Consider the following 15,834-nt stretch of genomic DNA (forward strand, 5'->3'; position numbering starts at 1 on the left):
GCAGGCGGCCGGGTCAGGTTCCGAGTTCGCGAACCGCCTTGGCGAAGGCGTCACCGCGCTGGTTGTAGTTGGTGAACATGTCCATGGAGGCACAGGCCGGGGCCAGCAGCACCGTGTCGCCCGGCGCCGCGAGCCGCCGCGCCTCCTGGACCGCCTGGAGCATCGCCCCAGTGTCGGTCCGGTCGAGGTCGACGACGGGTACTTCCGGGGCGTGTCGCGCGAGGGCTTCCCGGATGAGGGCACGGTCGGCGCCGATCAGGACGGCACCGCGAAGTCGCTTTGCCGACTTGGCGACCAGTTCGTCGAAGGTCGCGCCCTTCGCCAGTCCGCCCGCGATCCACACGATCGACTCGTACGCCGCCAACGAGGCCTCGGCCGCGTGGGTGTTGGTGGCCTTGGAGTCGTCGACATAGGCGACCTGGTCCACATCGGCCACGTGCGCGATGCGGTGGGCGTCCGGCGTGAAGGCCCGCAGTCCGTCCCGTACGGCCGCGGCGGGCACCCCGAAGGCGCGCGCGAGGGCCGCCGCCGCAAGGGCGTTGGCGATGTTGTGCGGAGCCGGCGGGTTGACGTCGGAGACCTCGGCGAGTTCCTGGGCGTTCTTCTGCCGGTTCTCCACGAAGGCGCGGTCGACCAGGATGCCGTCCACGACGCCGAGTTGGGACGGGCCGGGCGTGCCGAGGGTGAAACCGACGGCCCGGCAGCCCTCCTCGACGTCGGCCTCGCGCACCAGGTCCTCGGTGGCCTTGTCGGCGACGTTGTAGACGCAGGCGACCCGATTGCCCTCGTAGATACGGCCCTTGTCCCTGGCGTACGCCTCCATGGAGCCGTGCCAGTCGAGGTGGTCCGGGGCCAGGTTGAGGACAGCGGCGGAGTGGGCGCGCAGGGAGGGCGCCCAGTGCAGCTGGTAGCTGGAGAGCTCCACGGCGAGGACGTCATAGTGCTCCTCGCCGAGCACCGCGTCCAGCAGGGAGACGCCGATGTTGCCGACGGCGGCCGTGCGCAGGCCCGCCGCCTTGAGGATGGAGGCGAGCATCTGCACGGTCGTGGTCTTGCCGTTGGTGCCGGTGACGGCCAGCCAGGGCGCAGCGTCCGGGCCGCGCAGCCGCCACGCCAGTTCGACGTCGCCCCAGATCGGAACCCCGGCTTCGCGGGCCGCCAGGAACAGCGGCTTGTCGGGCTTCCAGCCGGGCGCGGTGACGATGAGCTCGGTGCCCTCAGGCAGGGTCGCGCCGTCGCCGAGGCGCACGGTGACGCCCAGGGCCTCCAGTTCGGAGGCCTGGGCGCGGGCCCGCTCGTCGTCGCCGTCGTTGACGACCGTGACGAGGGCGCCGCGCTCGCGCAGCACCTTGGCCGCCGGGACTCCGGAGACGCCGAGCCCGGCTACGGTGACGCGCTTTCCCTGCCAGTCGGTCACTTGTCCGCCGCCCATCCCGCGTAGAAGAGACCCAGTCCGACAATCACACAGATGCCCTGGATGATCCAGAAGCGGACCACGACAAGGACTTCGGACCACCCCTTGAGTTCGAAGTGGTGCTGGAGTGGCGCCATGCGGAAGACGCGTTTTCCGGTGAGCCGGAACGAGCCGACCTGGATGACCACCGACATGGTGATCAGCACGAACAGGCCGCCCAGCAGGGCGATCAGCAGCTCGGTGCGGGAGCAGATCGCGAGACCGGCGAGCACACCGCCGAGCGCCAGCGAACCGGTGTCACCCATGAAGATCTTGGCGGGCGAGGTGTTCCACCACAGGAAGCCGAGGCAGGCGCCCATCAGCGCGGAGGCGACGACGGCGAGGTCGAGCGGATCACGCACCTCGTAACAGGCGCCCGGGTTGGTCAGGGTCTCGCCGTTGGCGCAGGACTCCTGGTACTGCCAGACACCGATGAAGGTGTAGGCGCCGAAGACGAGCACGGAGGCGCCGGTGGCCAAGCCGTCCAGACCGTCCGTCAGGTTCACGCCGTTCGACATGGCGAGGATCATGAACAGCGCCCAGACGACGAACAGCACCGGGCCGATCGTCCAGCCGAAGTCCGTGATGAACGACAGCTTCGTGGAGGCCGGCGTCTGTCCCCGGGAGTCCGCGAACTGGAGCGAGAGCACGGCGAAGGTGATGCCGACGATCAGCTGGCCGGCCATCTTCGCCTTGGCCCGCAGACCGAGCGAACGGCGCTTGACGATCTTGATGTAGTCGTCGAGGAAGCCGACCATGCCCATGCCGACCATGAGGGCGAGGACCAGCACGCCGGAGAAGGTCGGCGGCGGCGTCTTGGCCTCGCCGAGTCCGGTGAACACCTTGGACAGGAAGTACGCGATGACCGTCGCGAGGATGAAGGCGATACCGCCCATCGTCGGCGTACCGCGCTTGCTGCCGTGCGTGCGTGGTCCGTCGTCGCGGATGTACTGGCCGTAGCCCTTGCGCGCGAGGAGCTTGATCAGCAGCGGGGTGCCGATCAGGGTCAGGAAGAGGCCAATGACTCCTGCGAACAGGATCTGCTTCATCATCGGGCGGCAACCTCACCCTCGGCACCGGTCTCGACGAGCGCCTGCGCCACGCTCTCGAGCCCGACCGACCGGGACGCCTTCACGAGTACGACGTCTCCCGGGCGCAACTCGCTGCGCAACAGGTCGATCGCCGCCTGTGCGTCGGACACGTGCACCGACTCCTCACCCCACGAACCCTCGTTATATGCGCCCAGTTGCAGCCAGGACGCTTCCCTGCCCCCGACCGCGACGAGCTTGCCGACATTGAGCCGGACGGCGAGCCGTCCGACCGCGTCGTGCTCGGCGAGCGCCTCGTCCCCGAGCTCGGCCATCTTGCCGAGCACCGCCCAGGTCCGCCTCCCCTTGCCGATCGCCGCGAGCGCGCGCAGGGCGGCTCGCATGGACTCGGGGTTCGCGTTGTAGGCGTCGTTGACGACCGTCACGCCGTCCGGGCGCTCGGTGACCTCCATACGCCAGCGGGAGAGGGAGCCCGCCTCGGAGAGCGCGGTGGCGATCTCTTCCGCGGACATGCCCAGTTCGTGGGCGACGGCGGCCGCGGCGAGCGCGTTCGACACGTGGTGCTCACCGTACAGGCGCATGGTCACATCACTTGCACCGGAGGGTGTGTGAAGCCTGAAGGCGGGCTGTCCGCTGTCCGTGAGTCTCACGTTCTCGGCGCGTACGTCCGCTTCGCCGGACTCTCCGAAAAGGATCACCTTCGCCTTCGTACGGGATGCCATGGCCCGTACGAGCGGATCGTCGGCGTTGAGCACCGCGGTGCCGCCCTCGTCCGCCGGGGGGAGGCTCTCGACGAGCTCGCCTTTGGCCTGTGCGATCTGCTCCCGGCCCCCGAACTCCCCGATGTGCGCGCTGCCCACGTTGAGGACGAGGCCGATCTTCGGCGGGGTCAGTCCGGTGAGGTAGCGGATGTGGCCGATGCCGCGGGCGCCCATCTCCAGCACGAGGAACCCGGTCTCCTCGGTGGCCGACAGGGCGGTCAGCGGCAGCCCGATCTCGTTGTTGAGCGAGCCCGGCGTGAACACCGTGGGCGCCTTGCGCTGGAGCACCTGCGCGATCAGGTCCTTGGTGCTGGTCTTGCCCGCGGAACCGGTCAGGGCGACGAGGGTCGCGCCGAGCCGTCGTACGACATGACGGGCGAGGGCGCCGAGGGCCGTCTGGACGTCCTCCACGACGATGGCCGGCACGCCGACCGGGCGGGACGCCAGGACGGCCACGGCGCCCGCCTCGACGACCGCCCGCGCGAAGTCGTGGCCGTCCACATGCTCGCCGACGAAGGCGACGAAGAGGGTGCCGGGACCGGCCTCCCGGGAGTCCCGGACCACCGGTCCGGTGACCTGGACGGACGGATCCGGTATGTCGTGCGTCTGCCCGCCGACGACTGCTGCGATCTCGGCGAGAGAGAGGGCGATCACAAGTTCATCCCTGGGTCTGCTGGATAGCTTCGCGAAGCACCTGGCGGTCGTCGAAGGGACGCACCACCCCGGCGATGTCCTGGCCCTGCTCATGGCCCTTGCCCGCGACCAGCACGGTGTCCCCGGGCCGCGCGCGGGCGACGGCGGCGGCGATGGCGGCGGCCCGGTCCTCGAAGACCTGGACCTCGCCGCGCTCGTGGGCCGGTACGGACGCCGCGCCCTGAAGCATGGTGGCGAGGATCGCGAGGGGGTCCTCGGAGCGGGGGTTGTCGGAGGTCAGTACGGCCGTGTCGGCGAGCCGGGCGACCGCGGCGCCCATCGGCATCCGCTTGGTCCTGTCCCGGTCCCCGCCGCAGCCGAGCACGACGTGCAGCCGCCCCTCGGTGACCTTGCGCAGGGCGCGCAGCACCGATTCGACGGCGTCCGTCTTGTGGGCGTAGTCGACGACCGCGAGATACGGCTGCCCGGCGTCCACCCGCTCCAGTCGGCCCGGTACGCCCGGTACGGCGGCGACGCCGTCGGCGGCGGTCTGCGGGTCGAGGCCGGCGGCGGCGAGGGCGACGATCGCGGCGAGGGTGTTGGCCACGTTGAACGGCCCGGCGAGCGGCGACCTGGCGGTGATCCGCTCCTCCTTGGGGCCGATCACGGTGAACGTCGAGTCCATCGGCCCGACGTGGACGTCCTCGGCACGCCAGTCGGCGTCCGGGTGGCCCTCGGCGGAGAACGTGACGACGGGGACGGTGGCCTCCTTGGCCAGCCTGCGCCCGTACTCGTCATCGACGTTGACCACGCCGAGCCGGCTGCGTTTCGGCGTGAACAGCTGCGCCTTGGCCCGGAAGTAGTCCTCCATGTCGGAGTGGAACTCCATGTGTTCCGGGCTGAGGTTGGTGAAGACGCCGATGTCGAAGACGCAGCCGTCGACCCGGCCGAGGACCAGGGCGTGGCTGGAGACCTCCATGGCGACCGCCTCGACACCGCGTTCGCGCATGACCGCGAAAAGGGCCTGGAGATCGGTGGCTTCGGGGGTGGTCCGCTCGGACTTGATGCGTTCGTCGCCGATGCGCATCTCGACCGTGCCGATCAGTCCGGTGGACTTGGCCGTCCGCAGCCCGCCCTCGACGAGGTAGGCGGTGGTGGTCTTGCCGGAGGTGCCGGTGATGCCGATCTGGAGCAGGTCACGGCCGGGGTGGCCGTAGATGGTGGCCGCCAGTTCGCCCATCCGCGCGCGCGGGTCGTCGACGACCAGCACCGGCAGGCCGGTGACGGCGGCCCGTTCGGCGCCCGTCGGGTCGGTCAGCACGGCGACCGCGCCCAGGCCCGCGGCCTGCGTGACGAAGTCGGCGCCGTGCAGGCGGGCGCCCGGGAGGGCGGCGTACAGGTCACCGGGGCGGACGGCGCGCGAGTCATGGGTGATGCCCGTGACCTCGGCGGCGCCCTGCGGATCCGCCGGCGTTTCGGCACCCAGCTGATCGGCGAGTTCCGCGAGGGGTGTGGCGGAGGCCCGGACCGGCCGGGGCGGTCCCGGATAGGTCACGGGTGCGCCCTTCTGGGTGGTTTGGGACTGATCAGCGTGTGGCACGGCGGTGAGCGTACCGGGCGTACCCGCCCCGGAGCGAAGTGAGGGGTGGGGCGTGCCCTGGTTCCCGGAATCCGGGGTGATCGTTGTCACGAGGTGGTTCCTGGGTGCTCGGTACTGATCAGGGTGGAGGGTCCCTGCTGGTCAGGGTTTGTAGGTGACCGGCAGCTTGGCGGGCTTGGCACCGGTCGGCGGGACCTGCAGGCTCTTCAGCGCGAACTCCATGACCTGCTTGTAGACGGGTCCGCAGATCTGGCCGCCGAAGTAGCTGCCCGCGGTGGCGTTCTGGATGGCGCAGTAGACGGTGATCCGAGGCTGGTCGGCGGGCGCGAAGCCGGCGAACGACGAGGTGTAGCCCTTGTACTTGCCGGTGGCCGGATCCACGCGGTTGGCCGTACCCGTCTTGCCCGCCACCCGGTAACCCGGGATGCGCGCCTTGGTGCCGGTGCCCTCCTCGTCGTCCACGACGGACTCCAGCATCTGGGCGAGGGTCTTCGCCGTCTTGGCGCTGACGACCCTTGTCCGCTGGGGCTTCGCGGTCGGGGTGAAGCGTCCGTCCGGTCCCTTCGTGCCGCGCACGAGCGTGGGTTGGACGCGTACGCCGCCGTTGGCGATGGTCGAGTAGACGGAGGCGGCCTGCATCGCGGTCAGGGACACGCCCTGGCCGAAAGGAATCGTGTACTGCTGCGAGGTGGACCAGTCGGCGGGCGCCGCGAGGATGCCCTTCGTCTCGCCCGGGAAGCCGAGCCCGGTGTAACTGCCGAGGCCGAACTTGCGCAGGTACGAGTAGAGGACCTGGTTGGCCTGCTTCTGCGTCTTGCCGAGCTGGCCGGTGGCCAGGATCGTGCCGATGTTGCTGGACTTGGCGAGCACGCCGTTGAGCGTGAGGTACCAGGTCGCGTGGTCGATGTCGTCCTTGAACAGCCGGTCGCCGCGGTGCAGCCGGTTGGGCACGACGACATGCGTCTGCGGGGTCGCCACACCCTCCTGCAGCACCGCGGCCATCGACATGATCTTCGCGGTGGAACCGGGCTCGTAGGCGTCCTGGACGGCCGCGTTGCCCATGTTCACACCGCTGGCCTTCGACAGGTCGTTCGGGTCGAAGCCGGGCGAGTCGGCCATGGCGAGGACCTCGCCGGTCCGCGTGTCCTGCACGATCACATAGCCGCGGTCGGCCTTGGACGCCTTCACCTGGTCGGTGATCGCGTTCTGCGCGGCCCACTGGATGTCGCGGTCGATGGTGAGCTCGACGTCACTGCCGGGCACGGCGGGCGTCTCGGTGGAGCCCGCGGTCGGCACCTGCCGGCCCCCGGACTGGGCGTAGCGGATCTTGCCGTCCTTGCCGGCCAGCAGACCGTTCAGCTGCTGCTCGACCCCGCCGCCGCCCTTGCCCTCGGCGTTGACCCAGCCCAGTATCCCGGCGGCGAGGTCGCCGTTGGGGTACACCCGCTTGCTGGTGGGGACGGCGAGCACGCCCGCGAGGACGTTGGCCGTACCGGGGTCGGTGCCGGCCTTGGTGGCCAGCGCGGTCCTCAGGTCCTTGATCTGCTTCCATACCTGCGGGGTCTGGCGGTAGGCGAGGACGACGTACCGCAGCTTCCGGTCGGCGGGCCTGAGCTTCTTGACGAGCGAGTCCTGGTCCGTGCCGAGGATCGGGGCGAGCAGCGCGGCGGCCTGCTCGGGGCCGTTGTCGACCTTCAACTGCTCGCGGGTGAACAGCGTCGGGTCGGCCGTGATCGTGTACGCGTCCACGCTGGTCGCGAGGGCCACGCCGTCGCGGTCGGTGATCCCGCCGCGCTCGGCGGCCAGGGTGTAGCCGACGTACCGGTTCTGTTCGGCCTTGGCGGCGTACGTGCTCGCGTCGACGGCCTGCACCTGGAGCAGCCGTACGACGAACGCGATCAGCACGAGGGTCAGCGCGAGGCCGATCATGCGCAGCCGGGGGCGGGGGCTGCCCAGCCGGATGACTCGGGGGGCCGCGGCGCGGGGCGGCGCCGGGCGGCGGGCCGGACGGGCGCCGGGGCCCGGACCGCGCCGGCCGACGGGCCGGACGGGGCGGGCAGGGCGCTCGGGGCGTGCGGGCCGGGGCACGCGGCGGCGCGGCGGTTCCCTGTCGGACACTTCCGTCACCTGCCGGGGGTCGGGGTCGCGGTCTGGGCCTGGGGCTGGGTCCGGGCCGTGAAGGACCGGGAGGTCGGGGCGGTCGTGGAGGTCCAGGAGGTCGGGGTTGCCCCGGCGGGCCGGGCGGTTCGGGCCGGCGGGACGGACTCCGGGGCGGTGAGAGCGGCCGTCGGCGCCGGGACCGTGGCCTGCTTCGGGTGGGCCGCGGTGCCCAACGCCTCGGGGGCCAGGACGAGGGGGAAGCGCACGGAGGCCTGCTGGGCGCCGGAGGCGGGACTCGGTACGCCCTTGACAGTGCCGTCGGGGTCGAGGAAGGCCGGGTCGCCGCCGGGCACCATGCCGAGTTCCCGGGCGCGGCGCTGGAGGGCGTCGGGGGCCGAGTAGGCGTCGATGTCCCGCTGGAGCGCCTGTTCCTCGTCGGTGAGGTTCTTCGTCTCCTTCTTCAGGTCGCCGAGTTTGAACGACCCTTCCGAGACCGCCGAGTTCAGCACGAGCAGACCGATCAGGCCACCGCCGAGAAGAAGCACGACGAGGAGGACGAAGGGGGCGCGGGCGGCCTGGCCGGGGCCCGCGGTCATCGGGATGAGCCGCGCCAGACGGGCGGCCCTGCCCCTCAGTTGGGGTTTCCTGCGCACACGCCCTCCCCTGGGTCGGCTGTCCCCGCTGTCCCGGCTGTCCCCGGCTCGCTCACCCGACGTCCTCCCTGACGCGCTCGGCCCCGCGCAGCCGCGCCGGTGCCGCCCGGCGGTTCTCGGTGACCTCTTCCTCGGTGGGAAGTTCGGCACCGCGCGTGAGGAGCTTGAGCCGGGGCTGGTAGCGCTCGGGGACCACCGGCAGGCCGGGCGGCGCGGTGGTGGCGGCACCGGCCGCGAACACCTGTTTGACCAGCCGGTCCTCCAGCGAGTGGTACGACAGCACGGCGATCCGCCCGCCGACGTCGAGCGCCTTCACCGCGGCCGGGATCGCCCGCTCCAGGACGGAGAGTTCACCGTTGACCTCGATGCGCAGGGCCTGGAAGGTGCGCTTGGCCGGGTTGCCGCCGGTGCGTTTGGCGGCCTGCGGCAGCGAGTCCCGGATGAGCTCGACAAGCCGCGCGCTGCCCGCGAACGGCTCCTTCTGCCGCTCCCGCACGATCGCGGCCACGATCCGCTTGGCCTGCTTCTCCTCGCCGTACGCCCGCAGGATCCGCACCAGTTCACCCGGCGGGTAGGTGTTGAGGACCTCGGCGGCGCTGATGCCGGTCGTCTGGTCCATGCGCATGTCGAGCGGGGCGTCCCGGGCATAGGCGAAGCCGCGGTCGGCCTCGTCCAGTTGCATGGAGGAGACGCCGAGGTCGAAAAGGACGCCCTGGACCCGCGGGACGCCGAGCCTGCGCAGGACGTCCGGGAGTTCGTCGTAGACCGCGTGCACGAGGGTGGCGCGCTCCCCGTAGGGCGCGAGCCGCTCGCCGGACAGGCGCAGGGCCTCCTTGTCGCGGTCGAGGGCGACGAGCCGGGCCTCGGGGAACCGCGCCAGCAGGGCCTCGCTGTGGCCGCCGAGGCCGAGGGTGCAGTCGACGACCACCGCTCCGGGGGCCTGCAGGGCGGGGGCCAACAGGTCCAGGCACCGCTGGAGCATCACCGGGACGTGTCGACTCTGCTGGCTCAAGGGGCCCTCTCAGGTCCGGCACGGGCGGTACGCACCGCCGGGTCCCCGCCCTCCCCAGCGAGCTGGGGGACCCCGGTGAAGGGAAGGCCTGCCGGCGCCCAAAGCGTCAGCCGGCCGGGAGCGGGAGGAGGCCGAGCCGTACGTACGCGCCGCGTACGTGGGGAGATCTCCGGAAAATCGCCGGGATCTCCGGGGGAAATCAGTCCGCAGGGAGGCCTCGCCTCCCGCTTCGCGTCACTTTAGTCCACGGTGTCTCGCGGTCAATCAACCGGCCTGCGCGTCGCGGGACCCGGTGCGATCGATACGACGAAGCGTGAGGAAACACCCGTATGGCCGCGCTTACGCCACCTGTGTGGGTTAGCTCACAACAACGGTCGTCGGCGTTCTTTGTCCTTCCTCACACCAGGCCACACGCGACCGTGACCAGTACCGTCATGGGTATGACGACTTCCGCATCGCTTCCCACAGGCTCCGAAGCCGCCATAAGCACCGGCGGCTCTGTCACCGACCGTCTCGTCAAGGCGAACGAGCAGTATGCCGCCGCCTTCACCGATCCGGGCATGGACGCCCGTCCCGTGCTCCACGTCGCCGTGGTGGCCTGCATGGACGCCCGGCTCGACCTGCACGCCGCGCTCGGCCTGGAGCTCGGCGACTGTCACACCATCCGCAACGCCGGCGGGGTCGTCACCGACGACGTCATCCGGTCGCTCAGCATCAGCCAGCGCAAGCTCGACACGAGAAGTGTCGTGCTGATCCACCACACCGGCTGCGGTCTGGAGGCGATCACCGAGGACTTCCGCACTGAACTGGAGATGGAGGTCGGCCAGCGGCCGGCCTGGGCGGTGGAGTCGTTCCGGGACGTCGACCAGGACGTACGGCAGTCGATGCAGCGGGTGCGCACCTCGCCGTTCCTGCTCCACACCGACGACGTGCGCGGCTTCGTCTTCGACGTGAAGACCGGCCTGCTGCGCGAGATCGACCCCGGACAGCCCCCCGTCGACCCCGCGTAACCGTCCGCCACACCTGTCGTTTCGCTGTCGATTCCCGGCCCCGAGGTGCCCAAAAGACCGCAAGCCCCGACATATCGCGGGCAGTTGTCCACAGGCGAGTGACACGAATCGGTAACGGCAGCAAGAATGCGGGTGTGGCGTCACGCGGAACTCTTCACGCGTGGTGTCCGTGTTTCGAGGTGGGCCGGTCGCGCATCGAGTGCGTCGGCTCGGAAAGAACGGGCCGAGGAGGGCCGGGTGACGACCTATGACGATCGAGCGAGCCTCACTGATCTGACCGCCACTGTGGAGCGTGTCCGCAGTTCTGTGGAGGGTGTGATCGAGGGCAAGCCCGAGGTCGTACGGCTTTCGCTGACCGTACTGCTCGCCGAGGGCCATCTTCTGATCGAGGATGTCCCCGGCGTCGGCAAGACCATGCTCGCCAAGGCACTGGCGCGGTCCATCGACTGCTCCGTGCGCCGCATCCAGTTCACGCCCGACCTGCTGCCCTCGGACATCACCGGTGTGTCCATCTGGGACCAGCAGCGCCGGGACTTCGAGTTCAAGCCGGGCGCGATCTTCGCGCAGATCGTGATCGGCGACGAGATCAACCGCGCCTCGCCGAAGACCCAGTCGGCACTCCTGGAGTCCATGGAGGAGCGCCAGGTCACCATTGACGGGCAGACCTACGAACTGCCCAGCCCCTTCATGGTGGTGGCCACCCAGAACCCGGTCGAGATGGAGGGCACCTACCCGCTGCCGGAGGCTCAGCGCGACCGCTTCATGGCCCGCGTCTCCATCGGCTACCCGAGCGCGGAGGCCGAGCTGCAGATGCTCGACGTCCACGGCGGGGTCAACCCCCTGGACGACCTCCAGCCGGTGGCGCACGCGCACGACGTGGTGAAGCTGATCGACGCCGTCCGCGGCGTCCACGTCGCCGACCCGGTCCGCCGGTACGCGGTGGAACTGGTCGCCGCCACCCGCACCCACCCGGACCTCAGACTCGGGGCCTCCCCGCGCGCGACGCTGCATCTGCTGCGCGCGGCGAAGGCCTCCGCGGCTCTCAGCGGCCGGGAGTACGCGCTGCCGGACGATGTGCAGGCGCTCGCCGTCGCGGTCCTGGCCCACCGTCTGCTGCCGACCGCCCAGGCCCAGCTGAACCGCCGTACGGCCGAGCAGGTCGTGCAGGAGATCCTGCAGCGCACCCCGCTGCCCGCCGCACCCCAGCAGGGCGGCCTCGGCGTGGCCCGCGGCGCCACGGCGTTCGGCCAGCAGCCGCCGCCGCGGAGGCTGTGATGTCCACCGGGGCGAGTGGGCAGGCGGAGGAGGACCGCGGCGAGAAGGGCGGGTTGCGCACGGCGCTGGCCGGTCTGACCACCCGTGGCCGCTCCTTCTTCGCGGCCGGGATCGCCGCCGCCGTCTGCGCCTACGTCCTCGGCCAGAGCGATCTGCTGCGGGTCGGACTGCTGCTGGCCGCGCTGCCCCTGCTCTGCGCCGGCGTGCTCTTCCGTACCCGCTACCGGGTGGCCGGCAGCCGCCGGCTGTCCCCCGCGCGCGTGCCGGCCGGCAGTGAGGCCCGGGTCCATCTGCGGATGGACAACGTCTCGCGGCTGCCCACGGGCCTGCTGATGCTCCAGGACCGGGTGCCGTACGTCCTCGGCCCGCGTCCCCGCTTCGTACTGGACCGCGTGGAGCCGGGCGGCCGCCGCGAGGTGTCCTACCGGGTCCGCTCCGACCTGCGCGGCCGCTACCCGCTGGGCCCGTTGCAGCTGCGCCTGACCGACCCGTTCGGCATGTGCGAACTGACCAGGTCCTTCTCGACGTACGACACCCTGACGGTGATCCCGCGCGTGGAGCCGCTGCCGCCGGTGCGGCTCAGCGGCGAGGCGAAGGGGTACGGCGACGGACGCAACCGCTCGCTGGCGCTGGCCGGCGAGGACGACATCATCCCGCGCGGCTACCGCTACGGCGACGACCTGCGCCGGGTGCACTGGCGCTCCACCGCGCGCTACGGCGAGTTGATGGTCCGCCGCGAGGAGCAGCCGCAGCGCGCCCGCTGCACGGTCCTGCTGGACACCCGGGGCCTCGCCTTCCGGGGCGCGGGTCCCGACTCGGCCTTCGAGTGGGCTGTTTCGGGCGCCGCGTCGGTCCTTGTGCACATGCTCGAACGCGGCTTCTCGGTGCGGCTGTTGACGGACACCGGCAACTCGGTGCCCGGCGAGGGCGCCGACGGTTTCGCGGGCGCCAGCCAGGAGACGGCGGACGCGGCCGGGCTGATGATGGACACCCTCGCGGTGATCGACCACTCGGACGGCGCGGGCCTGTCCCGGGCCTACGACGTGCTGCGCGGCGGCAACGAGGGGCTGTTGGTGGCCTTCTTCGGCGACCTCGACGAGGAGCAGGCCGCGATCGCCGGGAAGATGCGGCAACGCAGTGGAGGAGCGGTCGCCTTCGTGCTGGACAGCGACGGCTGGACGCGGGAACCGGGCGATGTGGCCGGTCCGTTGGACAGGACCGAGGAGCGGCTGCGGATGCTTCGCGAGGCGGGCTGGACGGCGCTGAGCGTGCCCCGGAGCGCCTCGCTGAACGACCTGTGGCGCCAGGCGGAGCGTGAACGGACGGGCGTCGGTGCGCTCGGCAGCGGGGAGGCATGGTCATGAGCGGGCGGGCACGACTGGCGCTGTGCGCCTGGGCGGCCACGCTGATGTCCGCGTGCGCCCTGCTGCCGCTGGTCCGGCCGGCCACCTGGATCCTGCAGGCCGGCTTCCTGCTGGCGGTGCAGTCGGGCGTGGGTGCGGCGACCCGGCGGGTGCCGCTGGCCCGGCCGCTGACCCTGGCCGCGCAGGCCCTGGTCACGCTGCTCCTGCTGACCGTGACCTTCGCCCGGGAGCAGGCCTTCGTCGGGCTGGTACCCGGCCCTGACGCCTTCCGGCACTTCGCCGACCTGCTGCAGCTGGGCTCCGACGACATCGCGCGGTACGCGATCCCGGCGCCGCTGGAGTCCGACGGCATCCGGTTGATGCTCGTCGGCGGTGTGCTGATCATCGGGCTCGCGGTGGACACCCTGGCGGTGACCTTCCGCAGCGCGGCCCCGGCCGGTCTGCCGTTGCTCGCCCTGTACTCCGTCGCCGCGGGTCTGTCCGACGGCGGCAGCGACTGGCTCTGGTTCCTGGTCGCGGCGGCGGGCTATCTGCTGCTCCTCCTGGCCGAGGGGCGGGAGCGGCTGTCGCAGTGGGGCCGGGTCTTCGGCGGGGCCGCGCGCGTCCCGGGCGAGGAGTCCGGGGTGGTGGCCCCGGTCCGTACCGGGCGGCGCATCGGCGTGGTCGCCCTGGGCGTTGCCCTCGTGGTGCCGCTCGCCCTGCCCTCGATGAACGGCGGCCTGCTGGACGCCGCCGGGAAGGGCGTGGGTTCCGGCACCGGGGGCGGCGGCACGATCTCCGCGGTCAACCCGCTGGTGTCCCTGCGCGACAGTCTCAATGTGGACGAGGACCGAACGGTTCTCTCCCTGCGCCCCGACTCCGAAGCGGACGTCTCCAACCTCTACCTGCGGATCGTCTCCCTGGACGACTTCGACGGCACCACCTGGAAACCGTCCAAGCGGTCCATCACCGCCGTTCCCAAGGGCGATTTCCCGACCCCCGTCGGTCTCGCCCCCGACGTCCGGCGCGCGGAGAACCGGACCACCGTCTCGGCGGCGAACTGGTACGCCCAGGACTGGCTGCCGATGCCGTATCCGCCCAGCGGTGTCCGGATCGGCGGCAACTGGCGCTACGAGCCCGAGGGCATGACGCTCGTCGGGGACCACGGCCAGAACACCCGGGGTCTGACGTACGAGGTCAAGAGCCTGGACGTGCAGCCGACGGCCGAGCAGCTCGCCTCGGCGCCGAACCCGCCGCCGGCCCTGGTCCGCGAGTACACCCAGTTGCCCAAGTCACTGCCGGCGGTGGTGGGCGAGACGGCCCGCCAGGTCACCGCGAACGCGAGAAACCCGTACGAGCAGGCGGTCGCGCTCCAGGACTACTTCGCCGTGACCGGCGGCTTCCAGTACGACACCCAGGTGCAGGTCGGCAGCGGCTCGCAGGCGATCGCCCGCTTCCTGAAGGACAAGCAGGGCTTCTGCGTCCACTTCTCCTTCGCGATGGCGGCGATGGCCCGCTCCCTGGACATACCGGCCCGGGTCGCGGTGGGCTTCGCACCCGGTTCCCCACAGGCGGACGGGACCGTGTCGGTGGGGCTGAAGGACGCCCACGCCTGGCCCGAGCTGTACTTCGAGGGTGTGGGCTGGACCCGCTTCGAGCCGACCCCGAACCGGGGCACGGTGCCCTCGTACACCGTCCCGGACGCGTCCGGGAACACCCTGCCCGACCCGACGGAGCCTTCCCAGTCGGCGAGCACGGCGCCTTCCGCGTCGGCCTCGGCCGACGCGTCCTGCACCCCGCAGCAGCGGAGGCTGGACGGCTGCGCGAGCCAGTCCCCGCAGGCCGCGCTGAGCGCGAACGACGACGGCCCGAAGTGGTACGTGCTGCTGGCGTGGGTCCTCGGGGGCCTGGCCGCCCTGGCGATACCGCTGGCGCCCATGCTGTGGCGGATGCGGACAAGAGCGGTACGACTGGGCGGGCACGGTCGCGGCGAGGCCGCCGTGGCACCGGCCACTTTGGCGGTCTGGCAGGAGCTGACCGATGCGGCGTGGGACTTCGGCATCGCGCCGGACGACTCGCAGACCCCGCGCAGGGCGGCCGCCCGGATCATCCGGATCGGGCATCTCGATCCGACGGCGGCGGCTTCGGTGCACCGGGTGGCGGACGCCGTGGAGCAGGTCCTCTACGCGCCACGGCCACGCCCGACGGCGGGCCTCGCGGACGACGTCCGCCGGGCCGTCGCCGCGCTGGGGAGCACGGTCAGCGGAAGTACCCGGCTGCGCGCGGTCCTCGCCCCGCGTTCCACCGTGCGCGTGGTGTGGGCGCTGTCGGAGTGGTGGACCGGCCTGACGGCCCGCGCGGCAGCGGCCCGGCCGCACCTGCGCAAGCCGTCGGGGCAGGAGAGCTGAGGCGGGGCCGGGGAGCCGAGGACACCGCCGCGGCTCCCCGGCCCGCAGGACATGCGGGGCTGCCCTGCCTGCCGGACATGTGCGTGGCACCGGCCCGCAGGACATGCGGGGCTCCCCTGCCCGCAGGGCATGAGGGGACTCTTCCTGGGCCGCAGGACATGTGCGCGGCACCGGCGAGCAGGACACGCGGGAGCTCCCCTGCTCGCAGGACACGAGGCGACTTCCGGGCCGCAGAACATGTGCGCGGCACCGGCGAGCAGGACACGCGAGAGCTCCCCTGCCCGCAGAACACGAGGCGACTTCCGGGCCGCAGAACATGGGCGCGGCACCGGCGAGCAGGACATGCGAGAGCTCCCCACTCGCAGGACAGGCGGAGCCTTCCTCCCCGCAGGTGCAGGACATGTGGTCAGCATCGGCCCGCTTGACACGGGGCTTTCCCGCCCGCAGGACATGTCGGTAGCACCTGCCCGCAGGACCCAAGGGCCGGACCTTGCTGCCCGCAGGACCCCTGGGAGCCTCCGCTGCCCGCAGGGCACG

General features: G+C 71.6%; 11 protein-coding genes. 4 read left to right on the top strand and 7 right to left on the bottom strand.

What is annotated here, in order from left to right; genetic code table 11:
* Positions 1-13 precede the first annotated feature (13 nt).
* The 7 genes from murD to rsmH form a co-directional block, all read right to left on the bottom strand.
* Complete coding sequence (gene murD, locus ACIBK3_RS02040; RefSeq protein WP_399360893.1) at positions 14-1,432, bottom strand: UDP-N-acetylmuramoyl-L-alanine--D-glutamate ligase; 1,419 nt, start codon at positions 1,430-1,432, stop codon at positions 14-16.
* Complete coding sequence (mraY, locus tag ACIBK3_RS02045; protein ID WP_399362062.1) at positions 1,414-2,502, bottom strand: phospho-N-acetylmuramoyl-pentapeptide-transferase; 1,089 nt, start codon at positions 2,500-2,502, stop codon at positions 1,414-1,416. Before mraY ends, murD begins: the two co-directional genes overlap by 19 nt.
* Positions 2,502-3,917, bottom strand: coding sequence for a UDP-N-acetylmuramoyl-tripeptide--D-alanyl-D-alanine ligase (murF, locus tag ACIBK3_RS02050; RefSeq protein ID WP_399360895.1), 1,416 nt, complete (start codon positions 3,915-3,917; stop codon positions 2,502-2,504). Before murF ends, mraY begins: the two co-directional genes overlap by 1 nt.
* Before the next feature lie 4 nt (positions 3,918-3,921).
* The gene (locus ACIBK3_RS02055; protein ID WP_399362064.1) at positions 3,922-5,451 is read right to left on the bottom strand and encodes a UDP-N-acetylmuramoyl-L-alanyl-D-glutamate--2,6-diaminopimelate ligase; all 1,530 of its coding nucleotides are present in this window, start codon (positions 5,449-5,451) and stop codon (positions 3,922-3,924) included.
* A gap of 186 nt (positions 5,452-5,637) precedes the next feature.
* Positions 5,638-7,614 carry a peptidoglycan D,D-transpeptidase FtsI family protein gene (locus ACIBK3_RS02060; protein WP_399360897.1) on the bottom strand — a complete coding sequence of 659 codons (1,977 nt, stop codon included), beginning with the start codon at positions 7,612-7,614 and terminating at the stop codon, positions 5,638-5,640.
* Positions 7,615-7,619: 5 nt separating this feature from the next.
* The gene (locus tag ACIBK3_RS02065; RefSeq protein ID WP_399360899.1) at positions 7,620-8,249 is read right to left on the bottom strand and encodes a septum formation initiator family protein; all 630 of its coding nucleotides are present in this window, start codon (positions 8,247-8,249) and stop codon (positions 7,620-7,622) included.
* A gap of 52 nt (positions 8,250-8,301) precedes the next feature.
* Entirely contained in the window at positions 8,302-9,261 is a 960-nt protein-coding gene (gene rsmH / locus ACIBK3_RS02070) for a 16S rRNA (cytosine(1402)-N(4))-methyltransferase RsmH (protein WP_399360901.1), read from the bottom strand.
* Positions 9,262-9,701: 440 nt separating this feature from the next.
* Here rsmH and ACIBK3_RS02075 point away from each other — a divergent pair, with 440 nt between their 5' ends.
* The 4 genes from ACIBK3_RS02075 (at position 9,702) to ACIBK3_RS02090 (ending at position 15,297) form a co-directional block, all read left to right on the top strand.
* Positions 9,702-10,271 (top strand): beta-class carbonic anhydrase, encoded by a 570-nt coding sequence (locus ACIBK3_RS02075; RefSeq protein WP_399360903.1) that lies wholly within the window; start codon positions 9,702-9,704, stop codon positions 10,269-10,271.
* A 237-nt stretch (positions 10,272-10,508) separates the two neighbouring features.
* Positions 10,509-11,546 carry an AAA family ATPase gene (locus tag ACIBK3_RS02080; RefSeq protein ID WP_399360905.1) on the top strand — a complete coding sequence of 346 codons (1,038 nt, stop codon included), beginning with the start codon at positions 10,509-10,511 and terminating at the stop codon, positions 11,544-11,546.
* Complete coding sequence (locus ACIBK3_RS02085; RefSeq protein WP_399360907.1) at positions 11,546-12,910, top strand: DUF58 domain-containing protein; 1,365 nt, start codon at positions 11,546-11,548, stop codon at positions 12,908-12,910. Before ACIBK3_RS02080 ends, ACIBK3_RS02085 begins: the two co-directional genes overlap by 1 nt.
* Positions 12,907-15,297, top strand: coding sequence for a DUF3488 and DUF4129 domain-containing transglutaminase family protein (locus ACIBK3_RS02090; RefSeq protein WP_399360909.1), 2,391 nt, complete (start codon positions 12,907-12,909; stop codon positions 15,295-15,297). Before ACIBK3_RS02085 ends, ACIBK3_RS02090 begins: the two co-directional genes overlap by 4 nt.
* Positions 15,298-15,834 lie beyond the last annotated feature (537 nt).

This window comes from Streptomyces sp. NPDC050287, assembly GCF_044459385.1.
Lineage (GTDB): Bacteria > Actinomycetota > Actinomycetes > Streptomycetales > Streptomycetaceae > Streptomyces.

Coding starts and splice junctions, on each gene's coding strand:
- murD (WP_399360893.1), bottom strand. CDS start 1,432: ATGGGCGGCGGACAAGTGACCGACTGGCAGGGAAAGCGCGTCACCGTA.
- mraY (WP_399362062.1), bottom strand. CDS start 2,502: ATGAAGCAGATCCTGTTCGCAGGAGTCATTGGCCTCTTCCTGACCCTG.
- ACIBK3_RS02075 (WP_399360903.1), top strand. CDS start 9,702: ATGACGACTTCCGCATCGCTTCCCACAGGCTCCGAAGCCGCCATAAGC.
- ACIBK3_RS02085 (WP_399360907.1), top strand. CDS start 11,546: ATGTCCACCGGGGCGAGTGGGCAGGCGGAGGAGGACCGCGGCGAGAAG.
- ACIBK3_RS02090 (WP_399360909.1), top strand. CDS start 12,907: ATGAGCGGGCGGGCACGACTGGCGCTGTGCGCCTGGGCGGCCACGCTG.